At 61.9% G+C, this 18,617-nt stretch carries 14 protein-coding genes; 8 read left to right on the forward strand and 6 right to left on the reverse strand.

Going from position 1 to position 18,617, the window contains the following annotated elements; all coding sequences use genetic code 11:
* Window positions 1-5 precede the first annotated feature (5 nt).
* The 8 genes from H4V98_RS16655 to H4V98_RS16690 all read left to right on the forward strand — a co-directional run bounded on the left by H4V98_RS16655 (window position 6) and on the right by H4V98_RS16690 (window position 12,084).
* Entirely contained in the window at window positions 6-368 is a 363-nt protein-coding gene (locus H4V98_RS16655) for a copper-binding protein (RefSeq protein ID WP_196864816.1), read from the forward strand.
* 168 nt (window positions 369-536) lie between these two features.
* Window positions 537-1,874, forward strand: a complete 1,338-nt coding sequence (locus H4V98_RS16660) for an IS4 family transposase (RefSeq protein ID WP_280757450.1) — start codon at window positions 537-539, stop codon at window positions 1,872-1,874.
* Window positions 1,875-2,059: 185 nt separating this feature from the next.
* Window positions 2,060-5,377 (forward strand): transglutaminase family protein, encoded by a 3,318-nt coding sequence (locus tag H4V98_RS16665; RefSeq protein WP_196864817.1) that lies wholly within the window; start codon window positions 2,060-2,062, stop codon window positions 5,375-5,377.
* Between the two features lie 81 nt (window positions 5,378-5,458).
* Window positions 5,459-8,020 carry a circularly permuted type 2 ATP-grasp protein gene (locus tag H4V98_RS16670; protein WP_196864818.1) on the forward strand — a complete coding sequence of 854 codons (2,562 nt, stop codon included), beginning with the start codon at window positions 5,459-5,461 and terminating at the stop codon, window positions 8,018-8,020.
* Window positions 8,017-8,979, forward strand: coding sequence for a transglutaminase family protein (locus tag H4V98_RS16675; protein WP_196864819.1), 963 nt, complete (start codon window positions 8,017-8,019; stop codon window positions 8,977-8,979). Before H4V98_RS16670 ends, H4V98_RS16675 begins: the two co-directional genes overlap by 4 nt.
* 104 nt (window positions 8,980-9,083) lie before the next feature.
* Entirely contained in the window at window positions 9,084-9,998 is a 915-nt protein-coding gene (locus tag H4V98_RS16680) for an SHOCT domain-containing protein (RefSeq protein ID WP_196864820.1), read from the forward strand.
* 147 nt (window positions 9,999-10,145) lie between these two features.
* Complete coding sequence (locus H4V98_RS16685; RefSeq protein WP_280757719.1) at window positions 10,146-11,030, forward strand: transglutaminase family protein; 885 nt, start codon at window positions 10,146-10,148, stop codon at window positions 11,028-11,030.
* Window positions 11,031-11,184: 154 nt separating this feature from the next.
* Entirely contained in the window at window positions 11,185-12,084 is a 900-nt protein-coding gene (locus H4V98_RS16690) for a transglutaminase family protein (protein ID WP_196864821.1), read from the forward strand.
* Window positions 12,085-12,189: 105 nt separating this feature from the next.
* Here H4V98_RS16690 and galE read toward each other — a convergent pair whose 3' ends face one another.
* The 6 genes from galE to H4V98_RS16720 form a co-directional block, all read right to left on the reverse strand.
* Window positions 12,190-13,200: a UDP-glucose 4-epimerase GalE gene (gene galE / locus H4V98_RS16695; protein ID WP_196864822.1), complete on the reverse strand. Its 1,011-nt coding sequence runs from the start codon at window positions 13,198-13,200 to the stop codon at window positions 12,190-12,192.
* A 227-nt stretch (window positions 13,201-13,427) separates the two neighbouring features.
* On the reverse strand, window positions 13,428-14,318 hold the full coding sequence (locus H4V98_RS16700; RefSeq protein WP_196864823.1) for a neutral zinc metallopeptidase: 891 nt from the start codon (window positions 14,316-14,318) through the stop codon (window positions 13,428-13,430).
* A gap of 120 nt (window positions 14,319-14,438) precedes the next feature.
* Window positions 14,439-15,281 (reverse strand): hydratase, encoded by an 843-nt coding sequence (locus H4V98_RS16705; RefSeq protein WP_196864824.1) that lies wholly within the window; start codon window positions 15,279-15,281, stop codon window positions 14,439-14,441.
* Window positions 15,282-15,352: 71 nt separating this feature from the next.
* Window positions 15,353-15,709 carry a hypothetical protein gene (locus H4V98_RS16710; RefSeq protein ID WP_196864825.1) on the reverse strand — a complete coding sequence of 119 codons (357 nt, stop codon included), beginning with the start codon at window positions 15,707-15,709 and terminating at the stop codon, window positions 15,353-15,355.
* A gap of 169 nt (window positions 15,710-15,878) precedes the next feature.
* Complete coding sequence (locus H4V98_RS16715) at window positions 15,879-17,048, reverse strand: FAD-binding domain-containing protein (RefSeq protein WP_196864826.1); 1,170 nt, start codon at window positions 17,046-17,048, stop codon at window positions 15,879-15,881.
* Window positions 17,045-18,613 carry a cryptochrome/photolyase family protein gene (locus tag H4V98_RS16720; protein ID WP_196864827.1) on the reverse strand — a complete coding sequence of 523 codons (1,569 nt, stop codon included), beginning with the start codon at window positions 18,611-18,613 and terminating at the stop codon, window positions 17,045-17,047. The genes H4V98_RS16715 and H4V98_RS16720 overlap by 4 nt, the downstream gene beginning before the upstream one ends.
* Window positions 18,614-18,617: the final 4 nt, after the last annotated feature.

Below are 18,617 nucleotides of genomic sequence, written 5' to 3' on the forward strand. Positions count from 1 at the left end.
ACACCATGAACTCAAAATCCCTCAAATCTGTGCTGATCCTGACCGCCGTCCTGGCCAGCGCTTCAGCGGCCTATGCAAGCTCGCATGGCAGCGCACCCATGATCAAGGACGATGCGAAAAAAGAAATGCCCATGGCCGCTTCAGCCGAGATGGCTGAAGGCGAAATCCGAAAAGTGGACATGGACAACAAGAAAATCACCCTCAAGCACGGTGAGATCAAGAACCTGGACATGCCTGGAATGACCATGGTGTTTCAGGTCAAGGACGCGGCCCTGCTGGAAAAAGCGAAGGTCGGCGACAAGGTTCGCTTCAAGGCTGAAAAATCCGGTGGTGCGCTCGTGGTGACGGACATGCAGCCCGCCAAATAGCCATTCATCGCTTCATCTATCCAATCCAGGCCATGATGGGTCGGCCTTCAGCAGCCTGATGGGTCCCTCGACCAATGGCCAGGGGCAAGGACGGGCTATGCGCTTTAACCCATTTCGTTATACACAACTCCGGCAAAATTCTCCTCAAGAAAGATTTGAAGGAAAACGATGGGCTGGGCAGGCACTGAATTTGAGACGATAGACTTGGGCGATGAGCGGCGCAACAAGCGGGCCATCCGGCTGGTGGAGCGCTTGAGCGCCCAGCCCATGGCGAGCGTGCCGCAAGCCTGCGGGGACTGGGCCGACACCATGGCGGCGTACCGGTTCTTCGGCAACGAGGAAGTCGATTGGCGTGCGATTTTGGGCGCGCACACGGACTGCGCCAAGACGCGCATGGCCGGGCACGAGGTGGTGCTGTGCATTCAGGACACGACCGAGCTGGACTTCAACGGGCAGGAGGCCAGCGGCCTGGGGCCGCTGAGCTATGAAGCGCAGCGCGGCATGTACGCGCATCCGACCTACGCCGTGTCGACTTCGCGCGAACCGCTGGGCGTGCTCGACGCGTGGATGTGGGCACGCGAACCCAAAAACAAGGACGGCAGCCGCCCCGGCATCAAGGAGAGTGTGCGCTGGGTGGAAGGTTACGAGCGGCTGGCCGAAATGGCCGCCGAGTTGTCCGGCACCCGGTTGGTGTACCTGGCTGACCGCGAGGCCGACATCATGGAGTTGATGCGGCGCGCGTGCGCGCTGGGCACGCCTGTGGACTGGCTGCTGCGCTCCCAACACAACCGCACCATGTCCAGCGGCGACAAACTCTGGATCTCTGTGTTACAAAGCGAGCCTCTGGGCGAAATACGCTTTGTAATGGCCTCGCGCAAGGGCCAGCGCGCCCGTGAAGTGGTCCAGCAGGTGTGGGCGCAAATGCTCGAACTGCCCGATGGCAAAGGCCACTTTGTGCAGGCCAGTTGCATCGTGGCCAAGGAAATGCAGCCTGCCGCAGGCGACAAGCCTGTCGAGTGGCGGCTGCTGACCAATCTACCGGTGCAGAGCCTGGAGCAGGCCGCGCGCATGATTGACTGGTACCGGGCCCGCTGGGAAATCGAGATGTTCTTTCATGTCCTGAAGAACGGCTGCCGCATCGAGGCGCTGCAACTGGGAAGCATCGAGAAGATTGAGCGCGCGCTGGTGCTGTACATGGTGGTGGCCTGGCGTATCGCCCGGCTGATGCGGCTGGGGCGAAGTTGCCCGGACCTGGATGCCCAGTTGATGTTCGAGCCCGATGAGTGGAAAGCAGCCTACATCCTGAACAAGCAGAAGCTGCCAAGCAAGCCGCCCACGCTCAACGAGGTGGTGCGCTTGGTTGCCAGACTCGGTGGCTTTCTAGCGCGCACGGGTGATGGTGAGCCGGGCGTGAAAACCATCTGGTTGGGCATGCAGCGCATTCTGGACTTTGCCGCCGGCATCAGGTTCTCACGCGAGCTTCAGGCTCAGGGGACTTGTGTATAACGAAATGGCTTTAACCCTGGCCCGTTAGTCAATGCGGGTGCATTCGATAATCAGCGTCAAACCTTCGGCTATCACTGCTATAACCTGTAAATCCGGGCATGAATTGTGCGTCCGGTACAGTTTTTCAGTTTTCCGTCATGCGGCCCCGTCCGCGTTTTCGCTTATTCATCGAAAGGCACCCTCTCATGGCCATCCGTGTTGCGCTGCACCACAAAACCAGCTACCACTACGATCGCCTGGTCGCACTGTCACCACATGAGGTGCGCCTGCGGCCAGCGCCCCATGCGCGCACCCCGATTCTTTCGTATTCGTTGACCGTCACGCCGGAAGACCACTTCATCAACTGGCAGCAAGACCCGTACGGCAATTACATCGGCCGCTACGTGTTCCCTGAAAAATCAGACAAGCTCGAATTCACGGTCGATTTGGTGGCGGACATGACCGTCATCAATCCGTTTGATTTTTTCGTCGAAAAATATGCTGAATTTTTCCCGTTCAGTTATCCGGTTCAACTGGCCGCCGAACTCAGCCCCTACCTGAAGATCGACAAGCCCGGTGAGTTGCTGGTGGCCTGGGTGGCGGCGGCGCGGCGCGACCTGCTGAAGAAAAACCTGGCGACCAACGACTTCCTGGTGGCGGTGAACCAACGCCTGCAGGGCGACATTGCCTACTTGCTGCGGATGGAGCCGGGCGTTCAGACCCCTGAAGAAACGCTGCAAAAACGCTCGGGCTCCTGCCGCGACAGCGGGTGGCTGCTGGTGCAGATCATGCGCGAGATGGGTTTGGCTGCACGGTTCGTGTCGGGTTACCTGATCCAGCTGCGCGCCGACCAGGCCTCGCTGGATGGCCCGAGCGGAACCGAAGTCGATTTCACCGACCTGCATGCGTGGACCGAGGTGTATGTTCCCGGCGCCGGCTGGATCGGGCTGGACCCGACATCGGGCATGCTGGCCAGCGAAGGCCATATTCCGCTGGCCTGCACGGCCATGCCGTCATCGGCAGCGCCGGTGACCGGCTTTACCGACAAGGCCGAGGTGACGTTCTTCCATGAAATGACGATCACGCGCATTCATGAAGACCCGCGCGTCACCAAGCCGTACACCGAAGAAGATTGGCAAAAAATCAACCAGCTCGGCCAGCAGGTTGATGCCGACCTGAAGCGCCAGGATGTGCGCCTGACGCAGGGCGGTGAGCCGACTTTTGTGTCCATTGACGACATGGACGGCGCCGAATGGAACACCTTGGCGCATGGCGACAAGAAGCGTGAACTGGCCGGCCAGCTCATGCATCGCCTGAAAAATCACTTTGCGCCTGGCGGCATGCTGCATTACGGCCAGGGAAAATGGTACCCGGGCGAGCCACTGCCGCGCTGGGCCCTGAACATTTACTGGCGCATTGACGGCCAGCCGATGTGGCTTGATCCGACGCTGTTTTCGGACGAGGCCCGAGCCGACGGCTATGGCAGCGAAGAGGCCGAGCTTTTCAGCACCGAGTTGGTCAAGGCGCTGGGTTTGCCGGCCCACAGCCAGATTCCCGCTTATGAAGATGTGTTGCAGCAAGCGCGGCTGGAGCAAGGCCTGCCGGTCAACCTGGACCCACTGCAGGCTGACCTGAAAGCGCCCGAGCAGCGGCGACGCCTGGCGCGCCTGCTGGAAGACGGACTGGGCCAGGTCGTGGGCTATGTGCTGCCGCTCAAACCCAGGGACCTGGACCCAAGCATTGCACTGGGAACCGCCTGGCGCACGTCACCCTGGCCGCTCAAGCGCGAGCATCTTTACCTGACCGAGGGCGACTCGCCCCTGGGGCTGCGCCTGCCGCTGAATGCACTGCCCTGGGTGCAGCCCGACGAAAAAGAGCCTGAATTCGACGTCGATCCTTTTGCACCGCAGACACCACTCGATGCCGGCCGAAAGGAAAAACGGGGAACGGCCAAGGTGAAGAAGCCTGTGCTTGCCGACGAGCAGCCAGAGCCACGCGAAGTCATCCACACCGCGCTGTGCGTGCAGGTGCGGGGTGGCCGGCTGCATGTCTTCATGCCGCCGGTCAAACGCATCGAGGACTACCTGGCGCTGGTCACGTCGGTCGAGAACACGGCGGCCAAGCTCAAGCTCAAGCTGTGGATCGAAGGCTATCCGCCGCCGCGCGACCCGCGCATCAAGCTGCTCAGCGTCACGCCCGATCCGGGTGTTATCGAGGTAAACATCCACCCGGCGGCCAGTTGGAACGAGCTGGTCTACAACATGACCACGCTGTACGAAGAGGCCCGGCTGACGCGCCTGGGCACTGAAAAGTTCATGGTCGATGGCCGCCACACCGGCACCGGCGGCGGCAACCACGCCACGTTAGGGGGCGCGACCGCCGAAGACAGCCCGATGTTGCGCCGGCCCGACCTGCTGAAAAGCCTGATCACCTACTGGCAGAACCATCCGGCGCTGTCGTACCTGTTCTCGGGCACCTTCATCGGGCCGACCAGCCAGGCGCCGCGCGTTGATGAAGCACGCGACGACAATCTGTATGAACTGGCAATTGCCTTCCAGCAGATGGACAAGGTGCTGCCCACGATGCAGCCGGGCGACAAACCCTGGATGGTGGACCGGCTGCTGCGCAACCTGCTGGTCGACCTGACCGGCAATACCCATCGCTCGGAATTTTCCATCGACAAGCTGTACTCCCCTGACGGCCCGACCGGCCGGCTTGGACTGGTCGAATTCCGCGCTTTTGAAATGCCGCCGCATGAGCGAATGAGTCTGTTGCAGATGCTGCTGCTGCGCGCGCTGGTAGCGCGTTTCTGGCGCCAGCCCTACCAGGCCAAACTGGTTCACTGGGGCACTGCGCTGCATGACCGCTGGATGCTGCCGCATTTCGTGGCGCAGGACATCCGCGACGTCGTCAAGGATTTGCGTGCCTCGGGCTACGCCTTCGAAGAGCATTGGTTCGACCCGTTCATCGAATTCCGGTTTCCCCGCTTTGGTACCGTGGTGTATGAGGGCGTGGAGATGGAGCTGCGCCAGGCCATCGAGCCGTGGAATGTGCTGGGCGAGGAAATGACCGGCGGCGGCACGGCGCGCTATGTTGATTCGTCAGTCGAGCGCATGCAATTGCGGGTACGCGGACTGACCGACGGGCGCCATGTGATCGCCTGCAACGGGCGCATGCTGCCGCTGCATCCGACCGGCGTTCCAGGTGAGTATGTGGCGGGCGTGCGTTTTCGCGCCTGGAGCCCGTGGTCCGCCCTGCACCCGACCATCGGTGTGCAGGCGCCGCTGACCTTTGACCTGGTGGACACCTGGAGCGGCCGCGCCATTGGCGGCTGCACCTACCACGTCGTGCATCCGGGCGGACGCAGCGAGGAGCATTCGCCGATCAATGCCAATGCGGCCGAGGCACGCCGGTTTGCGCGCTTTTGGTCGCATGGTCATACACCTGGACCCATGAACGTGTATAAAGAAGAGTTGAACCCAGGCTTTCCCATGACGCTCGACTTGCGGTGGCAGCCTTATTGACTGTGTCCTTGCACGGTCACCCAACGCGGATGTCTCGCTTCTGGGCCATCCGCGTTTTTGCAAGAGAAATAACCCGATCCGATGTTGAATCAACTGCTTGCCGGTTATCCGGCTGCGCCAGATAGTTTTGATGAAATGCTGGAGGGCTCTGGCCAGCCACGCGCACACTGGCGCACCTTTCTGGACAGCATGGCACATGAAGCGCCTGATGTCATGCGCAAGCGCACCGAGTCGGTACAGCGACAGGTGCGTGAAAATGGGGTCACTTATAACGTCTATACCGACGACAAAGGTGTGCAACGCCCCTGGGACCTGAATGTCCTGCCGATGATCCTGCCGCATGGCGAGTGGGCAGGCATCGAAGCCGCGGTGATCCAGCGCGCCACGCTGATGAACCGGCTGCTGATCGATGTCTATGGCGAGCAAAAAATGCTGGCAGAAAGGCTGTTGCCGCCAGCGCTGATTCATGGACATGCGGGCTTCCTGCGGCCATGCCATGGCATGCAGCACAAGGACGGCGTCGCCCTGCACTTTTATGCCATCGACCTGGCTCGGGCGCCCAACGGCGGCTGGTGGGCCGTGGCCGACCGGACACAGGCACCCTCGGGCGCCGGGTATGCGCTGGAAAACCGGTCGGTCATCTCGCGGACCTTTCCTGACCTGCTGCGCGACTTGAACGTCCAGCACCTGGCGGGCTTTTTTGACACCCTGCGCGACAGCCTGGCCACCTGGGGGCGCCAGTGCGCCGCCAATGGCCATGGCATACCGCTGCGCGAAAGTGAAGCGCCGCTGATCGTTCTGCTGACACCCGGGCCGTACAACGAAACCTATTATGAGCAAGCCTACCTGGCACGTTATCTGGGGTTGCCACTGGTTGAGGGCAGCGACCTGACGGTGCGGGACGGCATCGTCTGGCACAAGACCCTGTCCGGCCTGCAGCGTGTGCATGTGGTGATGCGCCGGGTTGACGATGACTACTGCGACCCGCTTGAGCTTCGCGCCGATTCTGCGCTGGGTGTGGCCGGATTGACCGACGCCGCCCGGCGCGGCAATGTGCTCATCGCCAACAGCCTGGGATCGAGCCTGCTGGAGTCGGGTGCGCTGCTCGGCTTTCTGCCCTTGCTGTGCAAGCGTCTGCTGGGTGAGCCACTCAAGATGCCCTCCGTTGCCACTTGGTGGTGCGGCGAACCGGCTGCGCTGGAAGTGGTGATCAACCGGCTTGACCAGCTCATCATCAAGCCGAGCTTTCCCCAGCTCCGGGAATTTCCCGTCTTCGGCAAAGACCTGAAGGGAGAGGCGCGCGCAGCCTTCATCCATAAGCTGCGCGCCAACCCCAAGAACTACGTGGCGCAGGAACTGGTGCGGCTGTCCCAGGCGCCGGTACTGAATCCCGATGCGCCCGGCAGCTTGAGCGCCCGCGCCATCGGCCTTCGGGTGTATGCGTGCGCCACGCCGAATGGCTATGTCGTGATGCCCGGGGGACTGACCCGCGTGGCAACAGGCAGGGATGCGCGCATCATCACCATGCAGCGTGGCGGCGGCAGCAAGGACACCTGGATACAGGCCAGCCAGCATGTCGAGGTGCCCAGTCTGCGCAAACGCACCATCACGCACCAGGACCTGGTTCGCGACGACACGCATATTTCCAGCCGCGTGGCAGAAAATCTATTCTGGTTCGGCCGCAATGCCGAGCGTTGTGACAACACCGCCCGACTGCTTCGGGTTGCACTGAATTTCCTGTTCAGTGTGGGACCGACCAATCACGGCGACGAATGGCCGACCGTGGTGGCGCTGTGCACCTGGTTCGGCCTGATCGAGTCCACAGAAAACACGCCAGTTCAAAGTCAAACTCAGAACCAGACACAGGCCGGCAAGACGGCATCCTTTTTGAGCGACACCAAGATTGAGGCCGCACTGATGCTGGCAGTGGCGTCGCCCGACGTTCCGGGGCTGGCCAGGCAGCAGCAGCAGCTCTTCCAGAGTGCCGGCCAGTTGCGTGAACGCTTTTCCGTTGACAACTGGCGCGCCTTCAACCAGATGGTGCAAAGCGTGTCTGGTGCTGGCGTCCGGCTGTCCCAGTCGGAGGCGATGACCATTCTTGACGACGCCACCACCGCGCTGATGACCATGTCCGGCTTTGCCCTTGACGGCATGAGCCGCGACCTGGGCTGGCGTTTCATGTCCCTGGGACGGCGTCTGGAACGCCTGCAGTTTCAGGCGGTGACGCTGCAACATGCGCTTGGCATGCAAGCCAATGGCAACCTGGACTGGCTGCTGGAACTGTCCGACTGCATCATCATCTACCGCGCCCGCTACCGCGCACAGCCCGAATGGCTGCCGGTGCTGGATTTGCTGTTACTGGACGAAAGCAACACCCGTTCGATCCTTTTCCAGCTCGAAGGCGTCCTCAAGAGCCTGACGAAAATATCGCTGACCTACGGCTCGTGTGGGGAACAGGAACTCACGCTGTTGAGGAACGAGTTGGTGTCGCTGGCGCCCGACACAGACCTGTATTGCGGCAATGCGCACCTGATTGACCTGCTCCGTCGTATTAAGGTGGCAAGCGCGCAAATGTCGCAACAGGTCAGCGTTCAATTCTTCAGCTACACCGGCAGCCACCCAACGAGGACGCACACAGCATGAATTCCTTGCCCGTGAGCCCTGCCGTGCGCGCCCGTTATCACGTTGTTCACGAAACCCAGGTGAACTACGCAAGCACAGTCACGCTGTCCCAGCAATACCTGCACATGACGCCGAGGTCTTTCTCCTACCAGCAAATCGAGTCGCATGCGCTGTGGGTGACGCCAACAGAAAACGATGGCGTGGACGGGATGGATTATTTTGGCAACCAGACCCGCCAGATCACCATCACCGCAGCGCACCAGAGCCTGCTGGTGCATGCCGAATCAACGGTCGCACTGATGCAGCGTCCCGATCTGGACAGCATCCAGAAAAGCGCTTCGTGGGAAAGCCTGCGCGACCGGCTGCAGCAGGGCATGGAGACGGCCCTGGCTGACGCCTACCGCTATCTGTATGCTTCGCCGCATGTGAGCTGCAGCCTTGAGCTGGAAGCGTTTGCGCGCATCAGCTTCACGCCGGGCCGGGCGCAACTTGATGCCGCGCTCGACCTGACCCAGCGAATTTTTGACGAGTTCGATTTCGACGCGGACGCCACCGACATTTCCACGCCACTCGACGAGGTGCTGCGCGGCCGCCGGGGCGTTTGCCAGGATTTTGCCCAGTTGATGATTGGCTGCCTGCGCAGCTTGGGCCTGCCTGCGCGCTACATGAGCGGCTACATCCTGACGCACCCGCCGGCCGGCCAGCCACGCATGATCGGTGCCGATGCGTCGCATGCCTGGGTGTCGGTTTTTTGCCCCGACCTGGGTTGGGTGGATTTTGACCCGACCAACCGCTGCCTGGTGCAGCACGAGCACATCACCCTGGGCTGGGGCCGCGATTTCAGCGATGTCACACCGATGCGCGGCGTGGTGCTGGGCGGCGGCGAGCAGGAGCTTGAGGTGCGGGTGACCGTCACACCGCTGCCGCTGAACGGCCTGTCGGGTTCGGGCAATCAGGTGCCGGCAGGTTTTCCGGCTTGAGCGGCGATGGATGCTGCTTGCCGGCAGGTCGTGTCAACCGTTGGAATCCGGCCCCCCGTGCCGGCGCATCATGTTTTTCCATTTCACCCAATTGGGCTATTTTCATGAAACAACTTTCCAACAGCGGCCAGCAGGCCGTGAACGACATCGCCCAGCGCCACGGATTCAGCCCTGAGGCGGTCGCCAGCATGCTCGTATCGGTCATCAACGGCAACGGCAGCATGGCGCAGTTCAACCATCCCGAATTCAGCGGCTCTGGCCAGTGGATGAGCGGCGGCATGACCATGGTGTCCGACATGTTCAATGGCCAGCTCAAAAGCCGCGTCGATGCCCTGTGCTGCGAACTTTCCAGGCTGGTGGCCAGCCAGCCTGAACTGCTCAGGACCGGCAGCTTCCAGTCGCAAAACCAGGGTGACCAGCAGCAAACCAGCCATGCCGGCGGCCCCTACCAGGACGCCAATGGACCCATGAACCCTACAGCCAGCCTGTTTGCTGCGCCGGCTCCAGGCATGTCCCCCGACTGGTGGCCGTCCGACCTGCGCTGGCCCAACAGCACCGGCGCCCAGAACGGCGTGCGCTATGCCTACTTTGCGCAGGCGCGCCGCCTGGCCATCGAAGTGAATGGCAGCGTCACCGTCTATGACACGCAGGATCACCAACTTGGCGGCTTTTCACAGCAGCAGTCTTATGGCGGCTCCGTCACCTTTTCGAGTCAGTACGGTCAGGTGGATGTGAGCCGCCTGCCGGTCGTGTCGGTCAATGGCGTGCAGCAACACGCCAATGGCTTCAACCCAGCGTATTCAGCCACGCCTGAATTCGTGCCAGGAAACCTCCCCGCCTCTGAATCGCCAGCCCCGGTCCGGCTTCAGCCGCAATTGCAAGACCGTCCCGGCAATCCAGCGACAGGCGATGCGGACATTTTCCTGATGATCGAGAAGCTTGCCGACCTGCGAAGCCGCGCCATCATCAGCGACGAAGACTTCAACACCAAGAAAACCGAATTGCTGGCACGCCTGTAGACCCGCCGGCTCAGCTCAGCTCAGCGGGCACCGCGCACGCCGGTCAAGGCGAGTAGGAGGCATCCGACAGGCTTGCCTGCCGACCACTGATTGCACAGTTCTGGCAAAAAGCAGATTCTTTGCACTCCTCAACTGCCGATCGCCCACGTGTCCGCCATCTTCGACATCACCCACACTACCCATTACCGGTATGCCCAGCAGGTCATGCTGGGCGAGCACTGGGTGCAGTTTCGCCCGCGCGACAGCCACGACCTGCGGGTACTGGCCACAGACCTGCAGGTCACGCCTGCGCCAGTGGACATCCGCATGTTTCAGGACGCTTATTCCAATTCCATCGCCAAGATCCAGCCGCAGAGTCCGGCGAATGAATTGAAGGTGGTGTGCATGTCGTCGGTCGAACACACCGGCACCCGCGCTGTCAACTTTCCCATGAGCTCGCGCGCCCGGCAGTTTCCGCTGGCATATGGAGAAGAAGAACGCATGGTGCTGCGCCACTACCTCGCACCCTACTACGACGACCCCAACGGCATTCTGCAAGACTGGGCTAACCAGTTCATCCAGCCTGACGAAGCCACCGGTACCCGCGAGCTGCTGGTGGAAATGACGGAATTCATCCGTAACTCCATGACCTACCACGTGCGCCTGAACCCCGGGGTCCAGACGCCGTATGAAACACTTCGGCTGGAAAGTGGCGCCTGCCGGGACTTTGCAACCCTGATGATCGAGGCGGTGCGACGGCTCGGCTATGCGGCACGTTTCGTTTCAGGTTATCTGTACACGCCGTGGCTGGACACCGCAGACCAGCAGAGTCACGGCAACGGCTCCACCCATGCCTGGGTGCAGATCTACCTGCCCGACGCTGGCTGGATTCCGTTCGATCCGACCAACAACCTGATCGGCGGGACCGATCTCATCCCGGTGGGCGTGGCCCGCCATGCCAGCCTGGCGAAGCCCCTGCATGGATCCTGGGACGGCTCACCGGGCGACTTCCTGGGCATGGATGTCACCGTTCAGGTGCGCAAGCGAGGCTGAACGGGGTCTAACGGCCTGTAACGGCGGGCTTCGTCCTACAGCACCATTTCCGGCCTGCCGATGTATCTGTCGAGTCAGGGCTGGTTTAATTCATAGGCTTCATAAAACACCTTCAGCCATGGCTGAATGTCTCCTATCGCCCGCAGGAACTCCGATGAACGATACCTTGATGAACGACCCCAGCGCTGCCTTGTTGCCGCAAGCCAGTCTGGCCCCCGCCGCGCCCACGATGCAGCCTTTCAACACCAACCGGCTGCAAATTGATTCGACGCTGGACTATGCTGTCGATGGGCCTTCCGAGTTTGTATTTTTGATTCATGCGGCCAACGGCATGGGCCAGACACTGGTCCACGAAAATTTGCAGATTGACCCGCCCACGCATTTCAGGACCTATTGCGACGCGCAATCGGGCAACCGTTTCTTGCGCTTTCAGGCCCAGCCCGGCCCGCTGAGGGTGGTCTACCACGCCTTGGTCGATCGCTTGATCGAGCCTGCCGATGTCAATGCGCATGAATTGCCAGTGCACGAGATTCCCGACGACGTGCTGCATTACCTGACGCCCACCCGTTACTGCGAATCCGACCTGCTGGGGATGAATGCCGGCCAGCTGTTTGGCCAGATGCCCCCGGGCTACGCACGCGTTCAGGCCATTTGCGAATGGGTGCGCGGCAATATTGAATACCGCATCGGCTCGACCAATGCCACCACGACAGCGCGCGAAGTCTTCATGCAACGGGCCGGTGTCTGCCGGGACTTTGCGCACCTGGCGGTGACTTTTTGCAGGGCATTGAACATTCCAGCCCGGCTGGTCAGCGGCTATGCCACGTTTGACGAGCCACCACCGGACTTTCATGCGGTTTTTGAGGCTTACCTGGGTGGGCGCTGGGTGATGTTTGACCCGACCGCGATGTCGCCGCTGGACCAGATCGTTCGCCTGGCCCATGGCCGCGATGCGAAAGACGTGGCATTTGCCACCATTTTCGGCCCCGCGCACATGGTGTCGATGAGCCCGGATGTGCTGCTTTTAAATCGCAACGCTGCGCTTGCAGGATAAACAACCGAGCGCAATTGCGATACAAGGTTTGATAAAGTCTGTTTATTGCTATGTATTTAATAGCTATAAACTAAATATAGCCGTGCGCAAAAGGCCTATTTTTCCTTATTTATAGCCTTCCGGGTTGCCGCTCTGCCAGCGCCAGGCATCCAGGCACATGTCGGCCAGGGTGCGGCGGGCGGTCCACCCTAGCAACTGGTGTGCCAGCGCCGGGTCCGCATAACACTGCGCCACATCGCCTGGCCGGCGCGGGGCAATCTGGTAGTTGACGGGGCGGCCGCTGGCCTTTTCAAACGCGCTGACCACTTCCAGCACGCTGTTGCCACGGCCCGTTCCCAGGTTGACGGTGAAGCTTTTTTGGATTGCCAGCAAGGCCTTGAGCGCAGCCACATGCCCTTCGGCCAGGTCCTGCACATGGATATAGTCGCGCACGCCGGTGCCGTCGGGCGTGGCGTAGTCGCTGCCGTACACGTTCAGGAAAGGCCGCTTGCCAATCGCCACCTGCGTGACGAACGGCATCAGGTTGTTGGGAATGCCGCTCGGGTCTTCGCCAATCAGGCCACTGGTGTGCGCGCCCACCGGGTTGAAGTAGCGCAGCACGCCAAGCTGCCAGGACGGGTCGGACGCCTGCACCGCCGACAAAATGTCCTCGATCACGAGCTTGGTGTGGCCGTAGGGGTTGGTGTGGCTGCGCGGAAAACTTTCGGTGATGGGCACTGATACCGGATCGCCATAGACCGTGGCGCTGCTTGAAAACACCAGCGTCCGGCAGCTTGAAGCCTGCATCGCCTCCAGCAGACTGACTGCGCCGCCAATGTTGTTGCGGTAGTACTTGAGCGGCTGGGCTACGCTTTCGCCGACCGCCTTGTCGCCCGCAAAGTGCAGCACCGCGGCAATGTTGTGGCGCGCCAGCATGTCGCCGACCCAGGGCGTGTCGAGCACATCGCCTGTTTCACAAGCCACGGTCTGGCCGGTGATCTGTTTTAGGCGTTCCAGTACAGCCGGATGGCTGTTGGAAAAGTTGTCCAGGATGACAGGGGTGAAGCCCGCCTCGATCAATGCGACGCAGGTGTGGCTGCCGATATAGCCGGCACCGCCGGTCAGGAGAATGTTCATGGAGAGGTGGGCCTATTGAATGGGTGGGCAGCTGGACGGTTCGGCTCTGATGCTCATGGCGGGCCAGCCAGCCAGGAATAAGGGACCACGCTTGTATTTTGCCAGATTATGATCAAATCGCCCGTTTGCGCAATACCTGTAAGCACAAGCTGCTATGAATTCAGGAGTTTTTCAAACGCTGGCCAAACCAGGGAAAAACAGCTTGGCGGACTTGCCTCGAAGTCAACCTACAGGTTGCGGGCGCCAAAGGTGTCGCAGGCCTTGACGCTGCCGTTCTTCAGGCCGGTGTCGAACCACCGCTGGCGCTGGGCACTGGTGCCATGGGTAAAGCTTTCAGGCACCACGGCGCCGCGGCTGGAGCGCTGCAGGGCATCGTCGCCAATCTGGGCGGCGGCATTCATGGCTTCTGCGACATCGCCCTGCTCCAGAATCTGCCGGGCGCTTTGGGCGTGGTTGGCCCAGACGCCGGCAAAGCAGTCGGCCTGCAGTTCCAGGCGCACGCTGAGCGCGTTGTATTCGACCTTGCTGACGCGGCTGCGCATCTGCTCCATTTTTTCGCTGATGCCCAGCAGGTTCTGCACATGGTGGCCGACCTCATGGGCGATCACATACGCCTGCGCAAAGTCGCCAGGCGCACCCAGCTTGTTTTTCAGGGTTTCGTAAAATCCCAGGTCAATGTAGACCTTCTGGTCGCCGGGACAGTAAAAAGGCCCCATGGCCGCCTGCCCCTGACCACAAGCAGTTTGCGTGGCGCCACGAAACAGCACCAGGCGGGGTTCCTGGTAGGTGCCGCCGCCCTTGGCAAACACCTCTTTCCACACGTCTTCGGTGTCGGCCAGCACGGTGGACACGAAGGCGGCCATGCGGTCGTCCGCAGGCGGCCGCTGCGCGGGGCCTTGCTGCTGCACCTGCGCGGTGGGTGCTCCCCCACCGCTGAACATGCTCAGCAGGGTCAGGGGGTTGATGCCGAATATCCAGCCGCCGACCAGCGCCACGACGATGGTGCCAATGCCGATGCTGCGCCCGCCCAGCAGGCCGCCACCGCCGCCAAATCCGCCGCCACCATCGCTGCGCCGGTCCTCGACGTTGTCAGATTCTCGATTGCCTTCCCATTTCATGGTGCCTCCGGGTAGAAAGTGGTCAACAGGCCGATGCAGACATCCAACCGCCCGACTGTGTCAAAACACTCAGGATGGCTGGCTCGGTTTCATGAGGCATGCAGTGCTACCGATGCAAAGTTACTCAAAACGAACCTTCAGCCCCGCAAGCGCGCCGCCCACCGGACCCGACGACTCGATCTGCGTGTGCCAGGTTTGTCCCGGCGCCACCGGATGGGCATCGGTGAGCGTGCCGGTGGTCACCAGGTCGCCGGCTTTCAATTCAGGTGCACCCGGCGTGGCGCGCAATTCACGCACGAAGTGCAGCAGCGCCTGCACCGGGCCATCGAGCACATTGACGCCCCGGCCTTCGTCTTTCAGCGCGCCGTCGCTGTACAGGCGAACCTGTAAACCAGCCAGCGCCTGAACCAGATCGACCGTGGGCGTTTCCGCCGGGACCGCAATGCGCGTTCCAACCAGCAGCCGGCCATGCAGGCCGGCATCGGCCACGGCCTGGGCGGCGGTGAACTTCCAGCCGGCGAAATGCGTGTGCACAATTTCAAAACCATGCGCCACCCAGTCGAGCGACGCCACCAGCTCGTCTGCCGAGCAGTCGGGTGGCGGCGCCTGGCGCAGGCAAAACACAATTTCGGGCTCGATGCGTGGCTCGCACAAGCCGTCCAGGGACAGCACCGGCGTATTGGTGGAATCGGAGGGCGCCTGCTTCACGCTGCCTTGCCAGACCGTTCCCCAGATGGGCGCATCAACCTGGTACTTTGGCCAGATGTTGCGGTTGGTAAAACCCACTTTGTAACCCGCAGGTACGTCGCCATGTCGAATTCGCGCAGTGCGCACGTCCAGGGCGGCCGCATAGGCCTGCGGCAGATCAAGAGGAACGGTGGCGGGCCAGTCCAGTGCAAGCGCCTTCAGGCGAGCATCCTCTGCACACCCGGCCAGGTCGGAAAAAGTTTTTAAATCGGTCATGGTTTGGGTTTCACGAACATCAGGTAATGCGCAGGGTCTGCGGCTGCGAATTGTGGCGCATGCGGCATGAGTCAAGGCTTGGAAAAAGCGGCCTGCTGAAAGCCTTGTTCAGCGCGCATGGCCGGCAAGCCAGCCTGCGACCCGGTCTCGGTGTCGATCTGGGGGGTATAGGCCGAATAAGGCATGAAGCCTGCATTCACCTGTTCGATGCATTGCCTGCGCACCACGCCCGAGTAGCTGGCCGCGCAGCCTGAAATGGCGACTTTCGCTGCGTTGTACTGCGCCTGGCGAACGCCAGCCTGTTCAACCTGCCCTCCCACGACCTGAAACAGCGCGGCCAGCAAAAATACAAAAACCATGCATGCGACAACCACCAGCCAGGCAGCAAAAGGCGGCTTGTCAACTTTTGTGACTCGGTCTGCAATCATGTCCCGGCTCCGCTATTTGTTTAAACAATGCGCCAATGCTACTGGTCGAGCTTTCCGGAAAATCCCGCCTTTTTCGCGTCACCACGTAGGATAAAAACGGTTTCCTCAAAACTGTAGCGACAAACGACCGGATTTGCCATCAACGTTCACAGCAGGCATTGGGCTGTCTTCAGCGATGCAGACGGGTTCGGCCGCGCCACTTTGAAAAGCTGCCGCAGAGTTCGTCTACCGGCGCGAACAGGCGCGGCGCAGCATGCTGCTGGACTGAAGCGGGCAACCACGGCTTGCCCGGCTCCCGCAAGTGGGGATCGGCCAGTACATGCACCGAACGCGCAGCGCGCAGCGCCGTGCCCAGGGTCTGCGCGGGGGCATGCCAGCACAGCGGCGCCAGCTGGTGCATGCGGCGCATGACAAACTCCCAGCGCTGCGCCGTCCAGGGGTGCTGCTGGTGAAACTCGGCCACGGCAATGCCCAGCGCCAGCGTGCCTGCAGGCAGGTCGGCAGGCAATGCGCCCAAGGCCCACGGATGCACCAGCCAGACATCCCGGTCCTGCACCGCCTGCGCATCGACCGGCGCAAAATCGTCAGGCCGTGGCGGCAGGCTGAACAGCTCGGGCGGGTGGATGCCGGCGACGCCAGTGCGTCCAAAAACAGCCGGTTTTGCACTGCGGGCAATGCTGTCGAGCGCTTCATAAGAGGTGTCAATGACACTGCCCGGGCTGTGCCAGGCGGCCGGGGCAAAACGCTGCACGTTGTCGGCATTGAACACATACGGCTTGCTGCTGCCGGTGCCGGCCACCCATTGCCAGCTCAGGTGGTTGCTGGCCAGGTCGCCGTCGAGCAAATGCGAATACAGCCATTCGGCGCCGACATGCCAGTGGACCTTTCGCAGATGCACCACATAGCTGGCCAGCCACATGCGCGCATGGTTGTGCAGGTAGCCGGTGGCATAGAGTTCGCGCACCGCGCAGTCGATGGCGGGCACGCCGCACCTACCCTGCACGATGTCGTCCGGCATTGCTTGCGCATAAGCCGCGTCCGGCAGCAGCCCATCATGCAGCGACTGGTGAATGCCCAAACCGACATGGCGCCAGACATGCTGAAAATACGCGCGCCAGCCCAGCTCAAAGACAAACTTGTGCTGGTCATCGAGCGGATACACCGCATCCACGCGCGCATGCACCTCGGCCAGCGAGACAAAACCATGCGTCAGGTAGGGCGAGAGCCGCGTGACGGCGCCGTCCAGGGCATTGCGCGTGCGGGCATAGTCCTGCGGGCGAACGGCCTGGATGCGCGCATGGGCGGCCTGCAAGGTGGGCTCAAAGACAAATGGCGTCATGGCGCTAGCGGCTGGCTGACCAGCGTTTGGTGCAGCTGCGCCTGCTGAAGTATCAGGCCGCGTTTTTCCGGGGTCAGCCGGGCGATGTTTTTCACCTGCAGCGCCATGCGCGGGTTTTTTGCCAGCCGGGGTTCGTGGCGAATCAAAAAATCCCAGTACAGCGTGGTGAACGGGCAGGCCTTGTCGCCCGTGGCCTCGGCCGGATCGAAGCGGCAGCCCTTGCAGTGGTTGCTCATGCGCTGGATGTACTTGCCGGTGGCGGCATAGGGCTTGCTGGCCATCAGCCCGCCGTCGGCAAACTGGCTCATGCCCAGCACATTGGGCATTTCCACCCATTCGACCGCATCGACATACACCGCCAGGTACCACTCGTGCACCGCCTGCGGCCTGACGCCGAGCAGCAGCGCATACAGCCCGGTGACCATCAGGCGCTGGATGTGGTGCGAATAGCCGTGCGTCAGGGTTTGCGTGAGGGCATCGCGCAGGCAGGCCATGTCGGTCTGGCCGGTCCAGTAAAAATGCGGCAGCGGCTGCTGCGCGTCCAGTTCGTTGCAGGCGGCGTAATCGGGCATTTGCGTCCAGTAGATGCCGCGCACGAATTCGCGCCAACCGAGGATTTGCCGGACAAAGCCTTCCACGGCCGCCAGCGGCGCATTTCCAGCCCGGTAGGCTGCTTCGGCTGCCGCCACCACTTCGCGCGCGCCCAGCAGCTTGAGGTTCATCGACGACGAGAGGTGTGAGTGGTAAAGCCAGGCTTCGCCATGCCACATGGCGTCTTCAAACTGGCCAAACAGCGGCAGCCGCTGGGCAATGAAGCTATCGAGCGCCTGCAGCGCCTGCGCCCGGGTGACCGGCCAGCCAAAGCTGTCCAGCGTGCCGGGATGGCTCGAAAAACGCGAGTTGACCAGCGCCATGACGTCCTGCGTGATGGCATCGGGCGCAAAAAAGCTGCGCGGCGGCAGCACGCCCGGCCCGGCCGCGCCAAAGGACTGGCGGTTGTCTGCATCAAAATTCCACTGCCCACCCACCGGCTTGCAGCCTTCCATCAAAATGCCATTTTTGGTACGCAGTTCGCGGTACCAGTATTCCAGCCGCAACTGCTTGCGGCCGTGGGCATGTGCGGCAAAGTCGCGCACGGTGCTGAAGAAATGCCGGTCATCGCGCAGGTCCAGCGGCTTGCCGGAGGCTGTTGCCGCAGCGCGCATCGCCTGCAGCACGCGCCAGTCGCCCGGCGCGGCCATGACCAGCGCGCGGGGCGCCAGCGAGTCGATGTCGGTTTGCAGTTGGGCCGCCAGCGTGCCGCAGTTGGCGCTGTCGTCCAGCCGTTTGTAATGAACCGTCCAGCCCCGCGCGCGCAGCGATTCGGCAAAGTGGCGCATGGCGCTCAAAAACAGGGCAATGCGCTGCCGGGCCGACCAGACGTGGGTGGACTCCTCGTCCACTTCGGCCATCCACACGACGTCGTGTTCGGCATCAAAACCGTCAAACGCCGATGACTGCGCGTCCAGCTGGTCGCCCAGCACAATGACCAGATGACGCAAACGCCCCGGCGGCGCAAGAGGCATTGCC

The sequence above is a fragment of the Polaromonas sp. CG_23.6 genome, assembly GCF_029892315.1.
In the GTDB taxonomy this organism is placed as follows: domain Bacteria; phylum Pseudomonadota; class Gammaproteobacteria; order Burkholderiales; family Burkholderiaceae_C; genus Polaromonas.